Here is a 17,641-nt window from a genome sequence, read left to right as displayed (position 1 = left end):
CCTTCGCAGGCTACCGATCGTGGGATGCAGCCGTCTCCCGCACCGTCGCGATCCGCAACGGCTCCTTGCGGCCGCGCACCGGGCGCAGGCCGAGATCCGCCGCGCGGAGATCGCCGGGCAGGGGACCGAGACGGTCGAGGAGGTCGCCCGAGACGATGAGCGGGACGTCGAGTTCCTTGGCCAGTCCTTCGAGCCGGCTCGTCGTGTTCAGCGCGTCGCCGAAATACGCGATCTTGCGCCGCTCCAGGCCGATCTCGGCGGTCACCACCGGGCCGCAATGGAGCGCGGCGCGGAAGGCCGGCATCGCGCCGAACCGGGCGACCCAGCGCTCGGATTCGGCCTCGATCGTGCGGACGACATCGAACACGCAGCGCAGGCAGGCGGCGTCCCGGGTGCCGCGGTCGATCGACCAGCTCACCAGGGCCATGTCGCCGACATAGTCGTCGATGGAGCCGCGGGCGCGGTGCACCGGCAGGGCGATGGATGCGAAGATCGCCCCGAGCCAGCTCTGGGCCGCGAGGTCGCCGTGCTCCTCGGCGAAGCGCGTCGAGCCCGCCACGTCGAGGAACAGGAAGATGCGCTCCTCGGTGATCGGGCGGTGATAGCGGCCGACCAGCAGGCTCGCGAAGACCCGCGGTCCCATCAGCTCGCGGACGCGGAAGACGAAGGTCGCGAGCGCCGAGATCCCAAGGGCGTAGGCGAAGCCCGTCTGCGACATCATCATCGCGCTGCGGGCATCGGCCATGACGCCGAAGCCGCGATGGAGGATCGTGCCGGCGACCGCGTTGCCGAGGACGATCATCGCGATGTAGGTCGCCAGCGTCGCGACCGCGAAGACCGGGGTCGCGGCCCGGCGCGTCGCCTCGCGCCAGCGCCGGAGGAGGAGGCCGCGCTCGTAGAGCATCAGCGGCGCGCCGATGAAGACGCCCCGGACCGCGGCGACGAACGGGTCGACGCCGACGGCGTGGCCGTAGAGCAGGCCCGCCAGCGCCCCGATGAGCGGCGCCACGATCCAGAACCGGGCGCGGAAAGGAATCACGGCCCCGCCCTGGCCCAGCGGCCGGGCCGACGCCTCAGCGGGCGTCACGGGTGAAGACGACGTCATGGCTCCTCACTCGCGCCTCGCTCAGCCGAGAATAGCAGGTCTCGCCCTGCGCTTCCCCGCCTTGCGGCGGTGCAAGGATATAGCGCCGTGCAAGGCGCGCGCGCATCATTTGGCCGGTACGGAACCGGCCGGGATGACAGTTGGCCGGGATGGGGTGGAAAAGTGCCCGCACCGCCCTTATATGGGGGTCATGGCAGACAGCACTTCCACTCCCTACACCATCGAAGTTTCCCCCATCACGAAGCCGGCCGGCCAGTTCCAGTGGGCCATCCGCCGGAACGGCAAGCTGGTCGAGCGGTCCGACCGCCCGCATCCGACGGAAGCGAAGGCCGAGGCCAGCGCGCTGGCCGCCGTCGAGCGCAGCATGCACTCCGCGGGCAGCGGGCGCTGGTAAGCGCCGGCGCCGCCGCACATCTCTCATGAGTCCGGAAACGGGCGGGACGCCTGACGTCCCGCCCGTTTCCGCATGAGCGTCCGACGGGGATGGGCGATTCGATGCCGTTCACGCTCCCGACGCCGCCCGACCCGCCCGCCCTGGTGCGCCCCGCCGCCGCCGCGCCCTGCGACGCGGGGACCCGCGCGCGCCTCCTCGCGCCGCCGACGGCGGAGGACGACGACGTTCGGCTCACCTGCTCCCTGCGCCTGTCGCCGGGCGACCGGGTACTCAAGCGCCTCGTGATCGAGGGCGCGGCGGCGTCCGGCCTCACGCTCGACTGCGCCGGCGCCACCCTCGGCCGTGCGGGCGAGCCGGCGCATCTCGGCGCCTACACGATCGCGATCCGCTCCCGGCCTCCTGCCCGCCCGGGCGGTACATGGGACCGTCCGGCCGACATCCGCATCCGCGACTGCACGATCTACGGCCATGTCCGGATCTGGGGCATGGGCGAGAACGGGCAGGGCCCGCTCCTGCGCGACTCCTCGCACAGCCTCGGCCACACCGGGCGGGCCCAGGACGCCGCGCCGACCGACGTGACGATCGCCGGCACGACCATCGTCGCCGCCGGGCCGATCCCGCTCTATCTCGGCCCCGGCGTCACCCAGGTCGCCTTGCGGGGCTCGCGGCTCGCCGGCCGCTCGGTCTCGACGGCGCTCTACCTCGATGCCGAGAGCGCCGAGAACCGCATCGAGGACAACGACTTCGAGACCGAGACGGGACGCGAGACCATCGCGGTGGACGGCTCGGCCCGCAACCGCATCACCGGCAACCGCTTCACCCTGCGCGGCCAGGGCGGCGTGCGCCTCTACCGCAATTGCGGCGAGGGCGGCACGGTGCGCCACCAGACTCCCTCCGACAACGTGATCACCGGCAACACCTTCCGCACCAGCGGCTTCTTCCAGGCCGCGCCGGTCGTGGTGAATTCCCGCAACGGCTGGCGGCTGACCTGCGGCGAGGATGCCGGCTACCCGTTCGGCAGCAGCATCGACAATGCCGACAACGGCACCGGCAACGTCGTGGCGCCCAACACGGTCGAGTGACGCGGCCTCACCCCCGCGCGACCAGGACCAGGATCGCCGCGAGGCTCACGATCGCGAGCGGCATCTGGATCGGGCGCAGCCGCGCGAAGAACAGAGGCGCCTCGCCGCGCCGGGCGGCGATGGGATCGAGCACGGCGACCGCGCTGTAGCCGGCGATCAGGAGGGCGGCGGCGAAGGCGGCGCGGCCCAGGGCGACCGCCAGCAGGGCCCCGAAGCCGAGAACGAACAAGCCCATCATGGTGGCGATCTGCGTCACCGTCGCGCCGCCCTCGGTGCGGAAGCTGACCCCGCGGCGGACGCCGGAGAAGAACAGCAGGATCGCGCACCCCCACAGCAGCGTCACCGTGACCGCCGCCTGGCCGGGCTCGCCCCCCAGCGTCCAGGACGCGGCCGAGCCGGCCACGAAGGGCGGCATCGGTCCGAAGCCCAGGGCGACGCCGAGCCGCGGCACCGCCCGAGGCTCGTGGATCATGAGGGTCCGGCCGGTCACGTCGTCCTGCATGGTCTGCACGTCTCCCGCTGTCGCTCTCGTCACGTCGCACCGCGCCCCGTTCGACAGACAGGATGGGCATGCGATCGTCCTCGTGGGTCGTCCAGGCTCAGCTGCTGGTCCCTCGGCCGTCCACGGTCTATGCTGCCAAAAAATCGGGAGGACGGGATGGGCCGGACCGCGAAACGCGCTCTGTCTTGGTCGATGGCGACCGTGGTCGTGACGGGTGTGGTCTTGAAGGGTGCGTTCTTGGCGGGCGCCTCGCTCGCCGCGGACGGGCCGCCGGTGCAGGAGGGCTTTTCGACCGAGCGCCTGGCCCGCATCGCGCCGGCGATGAGCCGGGAGATCGAGAAGGGGACGGTGCCCGGCGCGGTGACGCTGATCGCCCGCAACGGCAAGATCGTCCACTTCGAGGCCCACGGCTTCCTCGATTCCGCGAAGACGAAGCCGATGACCCGCGACGCGGTGTTTCGCGGCTTCTCGATGACGAAGCCGTTCACCGCCGTGGCCGCCATGGCGCTGATGGAGCAGGGCCGGCTCGGCCTGCGAGATCCGCTCGCGCAGTATTTTCCCGAGTTCAAGGACATGAAGGTCTACGCGGAGGTCCGCGACGAGCGCGGGCGCACGAGCCGCGTCGCTGTTCCGGCCAAGCGCCCGATCCTGGTCTGGGACCTGTTTCGCCACACCGCGGGCTTCACCTACGGAGGCTCCGCGCCCTTCCCGGAGATGAGGGAGGCCTACGAGAAAGCCGACGTCGAGAGCCTGAACGGCGACCTCTCGAACGACGAGTTCGTCAAGCGGCTCGCCGCGATCCCGCTCGCCTACGAGCCGGGCACGCGCTGGGAATACTCGGTGGCCACCGACGTGCTCGGTCTCGTCGTCGAGAAGGTGTCGGGCCAGCGCCTCGACCGCGTCCTCGACGAGGTGCTCTTCCGGCCCCTGCGCATGACGCAGACGAGCTTCCAGCTCCGGCCGGACCAGGCCGCCCGCTTCGCCGACGCCTACGATTCCGATCCGCTCAAGACCGACCTGTGGAAGCTCGCGCGCAGCGAGCAGGATCCGGGCAAGCGCTACGTCCATGGCGGGGCCGGCGCGCTCATCACGGCCGAGGATTACTTCCGCTTCGCCCAGATGGTGGCGAATGGCGGCGAGCTGGACGGCGTACGCATCCTGTCGCGCGAATCGGTCGAGTTCATGCTGTCGAACCACATCCAGGGCCTCGAAGGCGCGCCGACCCCGACCACCGGGCCCGGCTACGGCTTCGGTCTCGGCTGGGGCGTGCGCCTCGACGAGGGCGGAGCCTGGGCCCCAGGCTCGAAGGGCGACGCGATGTGGGCGGGCGCAGGCGGCACCAGCTTCACGGTCGACCGCAAGGAGGGGATCGTCGGGATCTTCCTGGCGGCCGGCCCGAGCACGCGCCAGCACACCCGCTTCCTGTTCAAGAACCTCCTCTACGGCGCGCTGGTGCAGTAGCGCCCTCACGGCAGGCGGGGAGCCGGCCTTCAGGCGGCGCGTCTCTCGGCGTAGAGGCGGCAATGCTGCAGGTAGCCGACCTCGTGGCGCCCGGCGAGCTCGACCACGCTCGACCACAGCCAGGACGGGGCCTGCGCGTCGCAGCCGCTCGTCACCTCCGCCCGCCACTCCCGGCGGGCCGCCTCGTCCATCTGCCGGCCATGCGCCCGGCCGACCACATAGGCGAGGTAATGGGCGGCCCGAACCGCCTCCTCGCGGCTGAACTGGTCGACGTCGAGCTTCAGGTCCTGTGGGGCGAGCTCGCGCATCACCACCGGCTTGCCGAGGAGATGCACGGGCAGCATCCGCTCGCCGAGATTCGGCGACAGCGCCCGCGCTCCGGCGACGATGCGCTCGGCGGCGTCCCCGGGCATCCGGACACCGGGCGCCGGGGGGGCCGCGGGCGCGACCGCCTCCTTCAGGTCGACCAGGGCCAGCCGGCTCCTGTCTTGCCGCTTCGCCTCTCCCTTACCGTCTCCCTTGCCGTCTCCCTTGCCCTCCGGCTCCTCGATCCGCACCAAAGCGGCGTAGCGCAGGAAGCCGAGCGAGCTGCAGCCCTTCATCCAGTAGGCCGCATCGACCAGGCGAAGATCCGCCGCGTCGCGCCCGTCGAGGGCGAGAACGAGGCGGCGCACCGCTTCCTCCCCGAACAGGTCGTGCAGGGCGTCGCGCTCCGCCGCGTCGAGGGCCCAGAACTTGCGGCCGAGGGGGATCCGCGGCTCGACATCCCTCAGGCGCTCGCGGGCGAGCTGCTTCCAGCGCCGGCCGAGGGCGCGGCGGCGCACCGTGCGGACCACCTCCGGCTCCGGCGGGGTCTCGTCGACGCCCTGTTCGCCGACCCCGTTCACGCCGAGTCCCTGCGCGTAGCCGCGGACCATCTCCTCCAGCATCCGGGCCGTGACGACGCCGGGCAGGTCCGAGCCGCGCGCTGCACTCGCCAGCGACAGGCCGAGGCGGACGAGATCGTGGGTCGGGTTGCCGATCACCGTCTGGTCGAGGTCGCGGATCTGGATCTCGACCCGCCCCTCGGCATCGGCGAGCGGCCCGAGATTGCCGAGATGGCAATCGCCGCAGATCCAGACCGGCGGCCCCTCCGGCAGGGTGCCGCGGGGAAGCCCGTCCAGCCACTCGTAGAACTTCAGGGTGTTGCCGCGCACGTAGGCGTGGGCCGATCGTGCCATCTTCAGGGTGCGCTGACGTTCCAGGACGGCCGCACGGTCTTGCGGGCCGAAGCTACGGGTCTCGGGCATTCCATCACCTACGCGAGCACGGCCGACACGCTACCTTGGCCGCTCCCGTCAACGCACGAGAACAGGATGGCAACGCGCGTCGTTTCGTCTCTGGTGTGGATGAAGAGGGATGCTCGGACGTGCTCGGAGGGCTACGGCGAGCCGGCTGCCCGTCACGCGCACCGGAGCGGGCCCCGTGCGCGTGGATGGATGGCCGTCGGGGTATCCTGGGGCGAGCACCCGGTGACCCTGGGCGCGGTGTGGCCGGCTGAGACGCGCTCACGCGCCCCGCATGTCCTCACCCGCCCAGTCCAGCGTCGCATAATGCGTCCGCAGCTCGCGCTTGAGCAGCTTGCCGGCGGTGTTCCGGGGCAGGTCGTCCTGGAACAGGATGCGCTTCGGCACCTTGTACGGAGCCAGCCCGGTGCGGCAATGGGCGATCAGCTCCTCGGCCCCGGCCGCCGCGCCCGGCCGCAGCACCACGACCGCCGTCACGGCCTCGATCCATTTCGGGTGCGGCAGGGCGATCACCGCCACCTCCGAGACGCTCGGATGGGTGAACAGCACCTCCTCGACCTCGCGGCTCGCCACGATGGTGCCGCCGGTCTTGATCACGTCCTTCACCCGGTCGACCACGGTGATGTAGCCGTCCTCGTCCATGATCCCGACATCGCCCGAATGGAACCAGCCGCCGCGGAAGGCCTCTTCCGTCTCCTCCGGCTTGTCCCAGTAGCCGGCCATCAGCTGGGCCGAGCGGTGGACGATCTCGCCGCGCTCGCCCGGGGCCACGTCGCGCATGGCGTCGTCGACGATCCGGGTCTCGACGTTGAAGACCGGGCGGCCGCAGGAGGCCGGGCGGGCATCGTGCTCCTCGGGACGCAGGACGGTGGCGAGCGGCGCGATCTCGCTCTGGCCGTAGCAATTGTAGGGCCGCGCCCCGGGCAGGCGGGTGCGCAGCTCCTCGAGCACCGGTACCGGCATGATCGAGGCGCCGTAATAGACGTGGCGCAGGGACGAGAGGTCCCGCCGCGCGAAGTCGGGCGAGCGCAGGAGACTGATCCACACGGTCGGGGGCGCGAAGAACGAGGTGAGGCGGTGCTCCTCGATCAGGCGCAGGCAGGTCTCCGGCGCGGGCGCCTCGATCAGCACCGTCTCGGCCCCGGCGAGGAGCTGGGGCATGGTGAAGGCGTGCATCTGCGCCGTGTGATAGAGCGGCAGAGCGGCGAGGGCCCGGTCGCCGGGGCCGAAATCGAGGGCGATGACGCAGCTCAGATACTCGGCGAGGAGGCCGCGGCTCGTCATCATGGCGCCCTTCGGCGCCGCGGTGGTGCCCGATGTGTAGAGGAGCTGCACCACGTCCTCGTCGGCGACCGGCACGTCCACCGGCTCGGCCTCGCTCTCGCCCTGCGCGAGCCGCAGCACGTCGAGGCCGGTGCCGCCGAACAGGGTGCCGAACCAAGGGCCCGTCCCCTCGTCCAGAGCCTCCCGGGCATTCCCCGCCAGCGCCGGATCGACGATCAGCGCGCGGGCGCCCGATTGCTCGACGATGTAGCGCAGCTCGCGCCCGGTGAGCGCGTAATTGACCGGGACGTGGATCAGGCCGGCCCGGGCGCAGGCGAGCCACAGGATCAGGTAGGCATCCGAGTTGCGCCCGAGCGCCCCGACCCGGTCGCCGCGGATCAGCCCCGCCTCGATCAGGCCGCGGGCGACCCGGTCGACGGCGCGGTCGAGGTCAGCGAAGCTCCAACGCCGCTCGCCGAAGGACAGCGCGGTCCGATCGCGGTAGCGCCGGGCCGTGCGGCGCAAGGCGTCGGAAATCGTGTCGCGCCGGGCGCGCGCGGCCTCGGATCCGGCGAAGGTGCCGTCGCGGTCCATGGTCGTCTCTCCCTCGTGTCTTGGTGCTTATTCCTCTTTGTCTCAGGGTGGCGCCGGCAAGTCACGAGGTATCGCCACGTCACGAGGTATCGCAAGGTCGGCGAGGCCCTGTCCGGACCCCGCCATCGGGCTTGGTGGCCAGCGAAGCCCGGCTCTCGCCGGCAGGGACGGCGAGGGCGCGCCGGTCGCGCGGCCTCGATCACCGGCCCGTCGATTCCCAGGGAACTCCCGATGTCCAGCGATGGCGAAAGCGGTCCGGGTCGACCGGGCTCCGGGCGCGAAGCGTCGCCGACAGCTCCGCGCGCGACGTTTTTTCATCCGGGGCGGATGAATCGGCCGCATCGGGAGTATCGTCCCGGCGCGACGCTGGCAGATCGGATCGCGACGGGAGAGAACGACATGCTCGACAGACGCAGCCTCATCGGCCGGATCGGCCTCGGCGGGTTGGCGAGCCTCGGGGGCGCCGGTCTCGGGCCGTGGCGGGCCATGGCCGGCGAGATGGTCACGCTGCCGTTCGGCAACGGCGAGCGGCCGCTGGTCGCCTATCCGGGCAAGCGCCCGCTCTTGCAGACCACCGCCCGGCCGCCGCAGCTGGAGACGCCGTTCCGGGTCTTCGACGAGGGCCCGATCACGCCGAACGACGCCTTCTTCGTCCGCTACCACCTCGCCGACATCCCGACGACGATCGATCCGGACACCTTCCGGCTCACCCTCACGGGCCATGTCGCGACGCCGCTCTCGCTGTCGCTCGCCGCGCTCAAGGCGATGCCCACGACCGAGATCGTCGCCGTCAACCAGTGCTCGGGCAACTCGCGCGGCTTCTTCGTCCCCCGCGTGGCCGGCGGCCAGCTCGCCAACGGCGCCATGGGCTGCGCTCGATGGACCGGCGTGCCGCTGAAGGCCGTGCTCGACCGGGCCGGGGTGAAGGCCGGTGCGGTCGAGGTCGCCTTCTCGGGGCTCGACGGCCCGGTCATTCCGGAGACGCCGGATTTCGCCAAGTCGCTCCCCCTCGAACACGCCCGCGACGGCACGGTGATGCTCGCCTTCGCGATGAACGGCGAGGACCTGCCCTGGCTCAACGGCTATCCCCTGCGCCTCGTGGTGCCGGGCCGTTACGGCACCTACTGGGTCAAGCACCTCGACAGCATCACGGTCCTCGACAAGCCCTTCGACGGGTTCTGGATGACGTCAGCCTACCGCATCCCGGACAACGACTGCGCCTGCACCGAGCCCGGCAAGGCGCCGGACAAGACCGTGCCGATCAACCGCTTCACCATCCGCTCCTTCCTGACCAACCTGACGGACGGCGCCCGCGTGACGGCCGGCCGCACGGAGTTGCGCGGCATCGCCTTCGACGGTGGGTCGGGCATCCGCTCGGTCGCGGTCTCGGCCGATGACGGGCGGAGCTGGACCGAGGCGCGGCTTGGCGAGGATCTCGGCCGCTTCGCCTTCCGGCCCTGGACCCTGAGCCTCGACCTGGCGCCGGGCGCACACGCGATCCGGGTGCGGGCGACCGGCCATGACGGCGCGACCCAGCCGATGGAATCGCGCTGGAACCCGGCCGGCTACCTGCGCAACGGGGTCGAGACGACCCGCATCCAGGCTGCCTGACCGGGAGGCTCGACGATGATGAAGCACCTGCCTCTTACCGCCGCGGCCCTCGTCCTCGCCGGCACCGCGCTCGCGGCACCCCGGAGCTACGACCTGCCGGAGCCGACGGCAGAGCTGCGGGCGCCGAAGGCCGGCACCCATGCTGACGGTTTCGCGGCGGCGCAGGGGAACTGCGCGGCCTGCCACTCGGTCGACTACATCGCGATGCAGCCGCCCGGCAAAGGCCAGGCGTTCTGGGATGCCGAGGTGACCAAGATGATCAAGGTCTACCGCGCCCCGATCGACGAGGCCCAGGCGAAGGCCATCGCAGCCTACCTGGCCGACACCTATTGACGGCGGCGGGCGACCCGCTGCGGATTGACGAACAACATCGGGAGGACACACGATGCAGCTCGGACTCGACGGCAAGGTGGTGCTGATCACCGGCGGCTCGAAGGGGATCGGCCTCGCCTGCGCCCGCGCCTTCCTCGACGAGGGCGCGAAGGTCGGGATCGTCTCGCGCTCGCGAGACAACCTCGACCGCGCCCGCGCCGCGCTCGGTCCCGTCGCGGGCACCACCGCCGACCTCGTCGACCCGGCCCAGGCGCTCGCCGCCCTCGACGCCCTGGAGGCGGAACTCGGTCCGGTCGACGTGCTGGTGAACAGCGCCGGCGCGGCGAGGCGCGTGCCGCCGGGCGACCTCACGCCCGACCGCTGGCGGGCCGCCTTCGACGCCAAGCTCTTCACCTACGTCAACGTCTTCGATCCGGCGGTGAAGCGGATGGCCGCCCGCGGCACCGGCGTGATCGTCAACGTCATCGGCAATGGCGGCAAGGTGGCGGCCCCGACCCACATCGCTGGCGGCGCCGCCAACGCGGCCCTGATGCTGGCGACGGCCGGGCTCGCGCAGGCCTATGCGGGCAGCGGCGTGCGGGTCGTCGGCGTCAGCCCGGGCCTCACCCGGACCGACCGGGTGGCGGAGGGCATGCAGGCCGAGGCGGCCTTGCAGGGCATCACGGTCGACGAGGCCCAGGCGCGGGCGGAGGCGGGCATCCCGCTCGGGCGCATGGCCGAGCCGGAGGAGATCGCCTCCGCTATTCTCTTCCTCGCCTCCGCGAAGGCCAGCTACGTCACGGGCGTGACGCTCACCATGGACGGAGCGAAGGTCGCCGTGGTCGTGTGACCCCGCGCCCGATCCGTCCGCGTCACCGGCCGGTCCGCGCTGCGACGCGCCGCAGCGCGGCCGATGCCACGCGGGGTATTCATGTCATTGGATGATCGGGGGATTTTCAAGACAGGCATAAGATCCGGATTGTGACGTTCCGTGTCGAGCCCACGGCGTCAACGGCAGGCGATGACGTTGCTGTCGAATCAAATCGACGCAAGAAATATTTTAATATCAAGAAAAACTTTTCCGACGAAGAAGAAGTCGGAGATCGAAATTCGGATCGGATTCATGCAAGGACGGCGCGCAACGTCTATGACTCGGACGGCGTCGATTCGTCCCGAAGGGACGCAAGGGTCAGCCCAGCAGGGTCGACGAACATCACAGTGGTTCCCGGTTCCTCTGCCCACGGCGACGACATCGTCACCTCGGCCGCGATCTGCCCGTCGATCGGGATCGCCCGCGTCGGCAACAGCGAGACCGAGTGGTATCTCGGACCGGAGGTGCCAGACCCGCTGCCGCTGCCGCCCGGCTCCTACCAAGGCCGCGCTGGATTTCTGCCTCGCCGACGCCTTCCATCCGGGCTGCGAGATGACCTGGCCGGTGCGCCACATCGGGATGTGCCGCGCGCCGTTCCGGTTCGCCCACGCACCGGACGGCTGGGTCGAGCCGGATTTCGGCATGACCCTGACCTGTGCGCGGGCGCTCGCTCCGGATGGCTGCCTGGGACCCCAGATCGCGGGCGGCTTGACCTGCTTGATGGCCGTGCCCTGGCAATGCGACACGGCGAGCTGCCGCTCCGGCTACGCCAAGGCCTACGATCCCTAGGTGCCGACCTTCTGGCCCGCCCGGGTGCCGAACCAGGTCCTGACGCGCGAGGATTACGACATCGTCCGGGACGAACGCCGGCCGCTGGCGGAGCGGACGGCCGCCTTCGCCCGCCGGGCCGACTGGGACGCCCCGCTCGACCTCGCGGCAAGCTACACGTCGCAGATCAACACGATGATCGCGCATTGCGACAAGATGGGCGTGGTGGAAAGCCGTCCGGGCCCCGCGGATGGCGCCTTCCCGACGGTCATGGAGGTCCAGGACCTCACCGTCCCGGCAAAGCCCGGCATCCAGCTCCTGAAGCGGAATGCCGCCCCCGATTCGAAGGTGACCGACCTGTCCGACATCGACACGGTGCGGCGCCTGCCGCCGCACCGGCACCGCTGACCGGGTCGGGAGCCGCCGTGCCGACGACGGACCTCGCCGCCGACATCGTGGTGATCGGGGCCGGCCCGGCCGGCGCCGCCGCAGCGTCGCTGCTGGCCCCCTCCTGCCGCACGCTGGTGCTGGACCGGGTGGATCCCCGCACGCCGGGAGCCGCCCGCATCGGCGAGGCGCTGCCGGCGGCGGCGCGCCGGCTCTTGCGCGACATGGGCCTGTGGGAGGGATTCCTGGCCGAGGGCCACGCACCGGGTAAGCCTGGAGACCCGGTGGGCCGACCGGCCGTTCTGGAGCCGGCGGCACGGCGCATGAGTACGGGGGCGGCGTCTCAGCCGAGCTTGCCGGCCGCCGCTTCGAGCAGGCCCATCGCCTCGTCGCCGAACTTCTTGCGCCATTCCGCATAGAAGCCGCTCTTGCGCAGCTCCTCCTTGAAGGGCGCGGTGTCGACATCGTTGAAGGCGAGCCCCTTGCCCACCAGCTCCTCGCGCAACGACGCGTTGAGCCGGGCGACGTCCTTGCGCTCCTCCAGGCAGGCCGCATCGACGTTGCGGGCAAACACGTCCTTGAGGTCGGCCGGCAGCTGGTTCCAGGCGCGCCGGTTGATCAGGAACCACCAGCCGTCCCACATGTGGTTCGTCACCGAGCAGTATTTCTGCACCTCGTAGATCTTCGCGGTGTTGATGATGACCGGCGGGTTCTCCTGCCCGTCGACCACCTTGGTCTGCAGCGAGGAATACACTTCGGCGAAGTTGAGGCTGGTCGGTGCGGCACCGAGCGAGCGGAACAGCGAGGTCCACAGCGCGCTCACCGGCACCCGGATCTTGAGGCCCTGGAGGTCCTTCGGCTCCCTGATCGGCCGTACGCTGTTGGTGATCTGGCGGAAGCCGTTGTCCCAGATCTTCTCCATGACGACGAAGCCGGCCTTCTCGATCTGGCCGCGCAGGTGCTGGCCGAACGGCCCGTCCATGCCGCGCCAGACTGCGTCGTAATCCGGGAAGGCGAAGCCGAGGCCGTAGATCGACGAGGTCGGGATGATCGTCGAGAGCACGTTGACGCCCGAGAGGGCGAAGCATTCGAGCGCGCCTGAGCGCAGCTGCGAGAGCATGTCGCTCTGGCCGCCGAGCTGGTTGTTGGAGAAGATCTGCAGATCCACCCGCCCATCGGTCTGCGCCCGGATGGCGTCCGCGGCCTTGCGGGCGTGGATGTTGATCGGGTGGGTCTCGGGCACGTCGGTACCGAGCTTGAACACGAACTCCGCCGCGCGGGCGCGGCGCAGCGGAAAGGCCGAGCCGACCAGGCCGGCGCTGAGCGTGCCGGCGACCAGGGCGCGGCGCGAGAGGGGGGCGCTCGACATCGTTCCTCCTGAGGTTTTTTGGTTGGCGGCGGGGCCGCGAGGCGGGTGTTCTCGTCTTTGATCGTGATCGCAAACGTCGTCCGTGACGCCCCGTCGTCATCCTGGGGCCGCGCAGCGGAGCCCGAGATGACGACGAGACGTGTCGATGGGGGCGGTCACGCGGATCACCGCCGGCATCGTCTTCCTCACAACGCGATGATCGGCTTGATCTCCTCGAAGTTCTTCATCCGGTTGAGCGCCGTATCGACCTCGTCGAGGCTGTAGCGGTTGGTCACCATCGTGTGGAACGGCACCTCGTGCTGGTGGTTCGCCACGAATTGCAGCGCCTTCCAATAGGCCTTGGCCTGGCCGGAGAACGAGCCGAGCACCCGCAGGTTCTTCGCCACGATGGTGGAGGGCGCGATCGTCGTCGTGCCCTGGCCGAGCTGGCCGACGACGACGTAGGCGGCGCCGCGGCGGGCGAGGTCGAGGCCCTCGCCGAACGCGGCGGGGTGGCCGGTGAACTCCATCACCACGTCGGCGCCGCGCCCGTCGGTGAGGGCCCGGACCCGGTCGAGGCGCTCCGCGTGGCTCGTCGCCTCGATCGAGATCACCTCGTCGGCCCCGAAGTCCCGGGCGAGCGCCAGCCGCGCCTCCGGTGCGCCGAGGGTGACGACCCGGCGCGCGCCCGAGATCTTGGCCACCGCCGTGGCCAGCAGCCCGAGGGGGCCGGCGCCCTGCACCACCACCGTGTCGGTCGGGTCGACGCGGCCGAGGACGTCGAACGCGTTCATCACCGAGCGGAAGGCGCAGCTTGCCATGCTGGCGAGCTCGTTCGGCACGGAATCCGGCACCCTCACGCGCCCGGAATCGGGCAGCACGTAGCCGTATTCGGAGAAGCCGCCGAGCAGGTAGGGCGCGACGTCCATCCGCTCGTACATGTACTTGCGGCTGTACTGGCACAGGGTCGGCTCGCGGGCGACGGTGCAGAAGTAGCAGCGCCCGCAGGCCGTGTGGGTCCAAGTGATGCGGTCGCCGACGCGCAACGGCTGGCCGACCGAATCGCGTTCGGTTCCGGCCCCCATGGCGACGATCCGGCCGACCATCTCGTGGCCGATGATGACCGGCAGATCGACCTTGAGGGCGAGCGAGCCCTGCCAGAGATGGACGTCGGTGCCGCAGATCGAGCAGGTCTCGATCTTCGTCAGGATCGTTCCGGGCTCCAGCTCCTGCGGGACCGGCACCTCCTCGATGCAGACCGGAGCCTTGAACTCGCGCACTACGGCGGCGCGGCTGGTCTTCGGGAAGCGCATCATGACCTTTCCTCCGACCGCCCCTCGGGCGCCATCGCGAGCACGCGGCGCGCGAGCTTGAGGTGGGCGATGTCGATCATCTTTCCGTCGAGGATTGCGACGCCGGCGCCGCTACCCTCGAGCAGCCGCACCACCTCCCGCGCCCAGGCGACGCGCTCCGGCGGCGGCGTGAAGGCGGCCGTGACCGTCTCCAGCTGGCCCGGATGGATGCAGAGCTTGCCGGAGAAGCCGTCTGCCGCGGCGGCCGCGGTCTCGTCTTCGAGGCCGGCGGGATCGCGCGGATCGGGGAAGGGAGTGTCGATCGCCGCGACGCCGGCCGCGGCCGCCGCGATCAGCAGCCGGTCGCGGGCCGCCGCCACCGGCGCCGCCAGGCGGCCGTCGGGACGGCGCGGGCTGATGCCGAGATCCGCCGACAGGTCCTCGGCCCCGAAGCAGAGCGCGCGCAGGCGCGGCGACACGCCGGCATAATCCATGGTCTTGAGCGACTCCGCCGTCTCGGTCGCGAGCAGCAGCACCCCGACGGAGCCGGCCGGCACGCCGCCGGCCGCCTCCAGCACGTCGATCTGGCCGGAGAGCATCAGCAGATCGGCCGGCGAGGTGCATTTCGGCAGGAGAATCGCGGCGGGCCGCGCCGGAACGAGGGCGGCGAGGTCGCCGAGGTACCAGCCGGTTCCGCGGGAATTGATCCGTACGATCAACGCGCCCGGCCGGGCGCGGAGCACGGTGACGGCCTCGTCCCGCGCCGCCTCCTTGGCGCCGGGCGCGACGCTGTCCTCGAGGTCGAGGATGACGCCGTCGGCGCCCGATCCGACCGCCTTCTCGACCTTGCGGGGCGCGTCGGCCGGGGCGAAGAGCAGGGAGCGCAGCCTCATCTCGTGGCCTCCGTCCCGTCGAGCTCTGCGGCGATGGCGGCCTCGTCCTGCCCGAGGGAGGGAGCGAGGCGCCGGATCCGGCCGGGCGTGCGCGACAGGCGAGGGAAGGGGGCATGCATCGGCACCGCGCCATGCTCGGGATCCTCGACCTCGACGAGGACGCCGCGGCCCTTCACGTGCGGATCCTCCGCGAAGCCCGCCGGGTCGTAGACCGGGCCGACCGTGACTTCTGCGGCCTCGAAATACGCGAGGTTGTCGGCGAGGTCGCGCTCGGCGATGAAGCCGCCGACGATCGCATCGACCTCGTCGACATTGTCGAGCCGGGCGGAGTTGGTGGCGAAGCGCGGATCCGCCATCATCTCGGGCCGGCCGATGGCGGAGAACAGCCGGGCCGCCATGGCTTGCGTCGAGGCCGAGAGCGCGAGCCACTCGCCGTCCCGGGTGCGATAGACGTTGCGCGGCGCGGTGATGCTGACGCGGTTGCCGATGCGCGACGGCACCCGTCCGGTGAGCCGGTGGATCGCGGCGTCGGGCCCGAGAGTCGCGTGCAGCGGCTCGAGCAGCGACAGGTCCACCACCTGCCCGGCGCCGTCCGGCTTTTCGGCCACGCGCAGGGCCGCCAGGGTGGCGAAGGCCCCCGACAGGCCCGCCACCATGTCGGCCAGCGCCAGGTTCGGCAGGGCCGGGGGCTTGTCGGCGAACCCGTTCTTGGCCGCGAACCCGCTCATCGCCTCGATGAGCGAGCCGAAGCCCGGGCGCTGGGCGTAAGGCCCGGTCTGCCCGAACCCGCTGACCCGGACGATCACCAGCTTCGGGTTGAGCCCGAGCAGCACCTCCGGCGAGAAGCCTGCCGCCTCCATCACGCCGGGCCGGAACCCCTCGATCAGCACCTGGGCCGTCGGCACGAGCCGGCGCAAGGCGGCCTTGCCCTCAGGCTCGCGCAGGTCGAGGCGGATCGAGCGCTTGTTGCGGCCATAGACCGTCCACCAGGCCGGGATGCCGTTCTCCTGCCAGTGCCGGAGCGGATCACCCCGGTCGGGCTCGAGCTTGATCACGTCGGCGCCGAAATCGGCCAGTTGCAGGCTCAGCATGTTGCCGGCGACGAGGCGCGAGAGGTCGAGCACCCGGATTCCGCCGAGCGGCCCGTCGGCCGCGCTCGCGGCGCTCACTGGCGGCCCCGGTCGAGAACGGCGTCTCGCCACTTGCGTACCATCCGTGCCTCCCCGGCCTGTCTTGCTTGGGGATCCATCCTGTCCGAGGGAGTGGCCACGATCGAGACGGATTTTCCGGGGTGGCTATCGGAAAATCCTATGGCCGGAGGTCTTACGGGTCGGCCAGGACCGCGTTGCCCCAGGCGCCGCTCTCGACCAGGCGGCGCACCTCCGCCACCATCAGGTCGGCCACCAGGGCGGCGGGGCCGGCCAGGGGCTGGTCGGCGGCGTAGCAGAGGCCGAGAGGGCGGGTGATGGTCGGCTCGACGATGCGGATCATCGCCGGTCGCGCCGCCTCGTCGAGTCCCGAGAGCCCTGAGATCGGCAGGATGGCGGCGGCGAGCCCCGAGGCCGCGATGCGGCGCATGGTCGGCAGGCTGTCGACGTCGGCGATCACCGTGAGGGACAGGCCCTCTCGCGAAAAGGCCGCTTCCACCATCGTGCGCAGGGTGTGGGTCGGGCTCGGCATCACCAGCGGCAAGCCTGCGACCTCCCGCATGGTGATGGTGGCGGGGATATCGGCGCCGGCCTTGGTGACCAGAAACAGCTCCTCGCGCAGGATCGGCTGCACGGAAAGCCCGGGACCGGAGCGGTCGCGGTAGAGGATTGCGAGTTCGAGACGATGCTGGGCGATCAGCTCGTGCAGGTAGCCCGACAGGCTCTCGAACAGTTCCGGCCGGATGCCCGGATAATCGCGCAGGATCGTGCTCAGCAGCGGATGCGCCAGGATGGTGGCGACGCTGGTCGGCAGGCCGATCGCCACGCGCCCGATGATGGGTCCCGGCCGGGTGAGATCGGCGACTGCCCCGTCCACTTGCCGCAGGATCGTGCGGGCGTGGCGGTAGAAGCGCTGGCCCGCCTCGGTCGGCCGCACGCCCCGGGCTGTCCGGATCAGGAGTTCGTTGCGCAGGATGGCTTCGAGCTGGGCGATCTGCTGGCTCAGGGCCGGCTGCGCCACGTTGAGATGCGCTGCCGCCCGCGACAGGCTGCCCCAATCCACCGCGGCGACGAAGAAGCGGATCTGCTTCAGGGTAGGAGGGGACATGGCGGCGATCCGCTCGTCTTCTTGGCCGGTGCCGGCTGGCGGAGTGTGTTGCGATCGCAGGCGGGAAATCAACGGGTTTCGCAGCGACGACCCCGATCGCCCGATCTCTCGCCGGGTTACCGGGGGACGCCGTCCCGTTTCGTCCCTTGACGTGGGGCGGTTCGACTGTCCCGACTCGACCGGAGCGCGACCGCGGCGATCCGACGGCCGCGCCCC

Annotated in this window: 18 protein-coding genes and 1 pseudogene; 10 read left to right on the top strand and 9 right to left on the bottom strand. The window is 71.1% G+C overall.

What is annotated here, in order from left to right:
• Positions 1 to 10: 10 nt before the first annotated feature.
• Positions 11 to 1,105 carry an adenylate/guanylate cyclase domain-containing protein gene (locus DA075_RS31105; RefSeq protein WP_099957021.1) on the bottom strand — a complete coding sequence of 365 codons (1,095 nt, stop codon included), beginning with the start codon at positions 1,103 to 1,105 and terminating at the stop codon, positions 11 to 13.
• A gap of 190 nt (positions 1,106 to 1,295) precedes the next feature.
• Between DA075_RS31105 and DA075_RS31100 the strand changes: the two genes are divergently transcribed.
• Together DA075_RS31100 and DA075_RS31095 are read left to right on the top strand one after the other, a co-directional pair.
• On the top strand, positions 1,296 to 1,499 hold the full coding sequence (locus DA075_RS31100; RefSeq protein ID WP_099957548.1) for a hypothetical protein: 204 nt from the start codon (positions 1,296 to 1,298) through the stop codon (positions 1,497 to 1,499).
• Positions 1,500 to 1,600: 101 nt separating this feature from the next.
• Positions 1,601 to 2,581 (top strand): right-handed parallel beta-helix repeat-containing protein, encoded by a 981-nt coding sequence (locus tag DA075_RS31095; RefSeq protein WP_164712572.1) that lies wholly within the window; start codon positions 1,601 to 1,603, stop codon positions 2,579 to 2,581.
• 7 nt (positions 2,582 to 2,588) lie between these two features.
• Here the strand turns inward: DA075_RS31095 and DA075_RS31090 are convergent, their stop codons facing one another.
• Positions 2,589 to 3,083 carry a DUF3429 domain-containing protein gene (locus tag DA075_RS31090; RefSeq protein ID WP_099957547.1) on the bottom strand — a complete coding sequence of 165 codons (495 nt, stop codon included), beginning with the start codon at positions 3,081 to 3,083 and terminating at the stop codon, positions 2,589 to 2,591.
• 192 nt (positions 3,084 to 3,275) lie between these two features.
• Here DA075_RS31090 and DA075_RS31085 point away from each other — a divergent pair, with 192 nt between their 5' ends.
• Positions 3,276 to 4,544 (top strand): serine hydrolase domain-containing protein, encoded by a 1,269-nt coding sequence (locus DA075_RS31085; RefSeq protein ID WP_099957019.1) that lies wholly within the window; start codon positions 3,276 to 3,278, stop codon positions 4,542 to 4,544.
• A 29-nt stretch (positions 4,545 to 4,573) separates the two neighbouring features.
• Here DA075_RS31085 and DA075_RS31080 read toward each other — a convergent pair whose 3' ends face one another.
• Positions 4,574 to 5,833 (bottom strand): DUF2252 family protein, encoded by a 1,260-nt coding sequence (locus tag DA075_RS31080; RefSeq protein ID WP_099957018.1) that lies wholly within the window; start codon positions 5,831 to 5,833, stop codon positions 4,574 to 4,576.
• 258 nt (positions 5,834 to 6,091) lie between these two features.
• Entirely contained in the window at positions 6,092 to 7,687 is a 1,596-nt protein-coding gene (locus DA075_RS31075; RefSeq protein ID WP_099957017.1) for an acyl-CoA synthetase, read from the bottom strand.
• Between the two features lie 399 nt (positions 7,688 to 8,086).
• On the opposite strand from DA075_RS31075, the gene sorA reads away from it, so the two are divergent.
• From sorA to DA075_RS31045, 7 genes and pseudogenes are all read left to right on the top strand, one after another.
• Positions 8,087 to 9,298: a SorA family sulfite dehydrogenase catalytic subunit gene (gene sorA / locus DA075_RS31070; RefSeq protein ID WP_099957016.1), complete on the top strand. Its 1,212-nt coding sequence runs from the start codon at positions 8,087 to 8,089 to the stop codon at positions 9,296 to 9,298.
• A gap of 18 nt (positions 9,299 to 9,316) precedes the next feature.
• A complete protein-coding gene (gene sorB, locus DA075_RS31065) occupies positions 9,317 to 9,631 on the top strand; it encodes a SorB family sulfite dehydrogenase c-type cytochrome subunit (protein ID WP_420813177.1) in 315 nt (104 codons plus the stop codon).
• Positions 9,632 to 9,683: 52 nt separating this feature from the next.
• Entirely contained in the window at positions 9,684 to 10,460 is a 777-nt protein-coding gene (locus DA075_RS31060; protein ID WP_099957014.1) for an SDR family oxidoreductase, read from the top strand.
• 131 nt (positions 10,461 to 10,591) lie between these two features.
• Positions 10,592 to 10,996 (top strand): annotated as a pseudogene (locus DA075_RS38695) (LodA/GoxA family CTQ-dependent oxidase); the annotation flags it as partial.
• Entirely contained in the window at positions 10,932 to 11,270 is a 339-nt protein-coding gene (locus DA075_RS38690) for a LodA/GoxA family CTQ-dependent oxidase (protein ID WP_420813176.1), read from the top strand. The pseudogene DA075_RS38695 and the gene DA075_RS38690, both read left to right, overlap by 65 nt.
• Positions 11,271 to 11,657, top strand: coding sequence for a hypothetical protein (locus DA075_RS37240; RefSeq protein ID WP_099957012.1), 387 nt, complete (start codon positions 11,271 to 11,273; stop codon positions 11,655 to 11,657).
• 17 nt (positions 11,658 to 11,674) lie between these two features.
• Positions 11,675 to 12,055 carry an FAD-dependent monooxygenase gene (locus DA075_RS31045; RefSeq protein WP_108394343.1) on the top strand — a complete coding sequence of 127 codons (381 nt, stop codon included), beginning with the start codon at positions 11,675 to 11,677 and terminating at the stop codon, positions 12,053 to 12,055.
• Here DA075_RS31045 and DA075_RS31040 read toward each other — a convergent pair.
• The 5 genes from DA075_RS31040 to DA075_RS31020 all read right to left on the bottom strand — a co-directional run bounded on the left by DA075_RS31040 (position 11,980) and on the right by DA075_RS31020 (position 17,425).
• On the bottom strand, positions 11,980 to 13,005 hold the full coding sequence (locus DA075_RS31040; protein WP_099957011.1) for a TRAP transporter substrate-binding protein: 1,026 nt from the start codon (positions 13,003 to 13,005) through the stop codon (positions 11,980 to 11,982). The genes DA075_RS31045 and DA075_RS31040 overlap by 76 nt on opposite strands.
• Before the next feature lie 185 nt (positions 13,006 to 13,190).
• The gene (locus tag DA075_RS31035; protein WP_210207087.1) at positions 13,191 to 14,300 is read right to left on the bottom strand and encodes a zinc-binding dehydrogenase; all 1,110 of its coding nucleotides are present in this window, start codon (positions 14,298 to 14,300) and stop codon (positions 13,191 to 13,193) included.
• Complete coding sequence (locus tag DA075_RS31030; protein WP_099957009.1) at positions 14,297 to 15,169, bottom strand: HpcH/HpaI aldolase/citrate lyase family protein; 873 nt, start codon at positions 15,167 to 15,169, stop codon at positions 14,297 to 14,299. The genes DA075_RS31035 and DA075_RS31030 overlap by 4 nt, the downstream gene beginning before the upstream one ends.
• On the bottom strand, positions 15,166 to 16,338 hold the full coding sequence (locus DA075_RS31025) for a CaiB/BaiF CoA transferase family protein (protein ID WP_099957008.1): 1,173 nt from the start codon (positions 16,336 to 16,338) through the stop codon (positions 15,166 to 15,168). Before DA075_RS31025 ends, DA075_RS31030 begins: the two co-directional genes overlap by 4 nt.
• A 154-nt stretch (positions 16,339 to 16,492) precedes the next feature.
• Positions 16,493 to 17,425 carry a LysR substrate-binding domain-containing protein gene (locus DA075_RS31020; protein ID WP_164712571.1) on the bottom strand — a complete coding sequence of 311 codons (933 nt, stop codon included), beginning with the start codon at positions 17,423 to 17,425 and terminating at the stop codon, positions 16,493 to 16,495.
• Between the last annotated feature and the right edge of the window lie 216 nt (positions 17,426 to 17,641).

This window comes from Methylobacterium currus (assembly GCF_003058325.1).
Lineage (GTDB): Bacteria > Pseudomonadota > Alphaproteobacteria > Rhizobiales > Beijerinckiaceae > Methylobacterium > Methylobacterium currus.
Note: the sequence above shows the minus strand (reverse complement) of the source record. Positions and strands in the feature narration are given on the sequence as shown.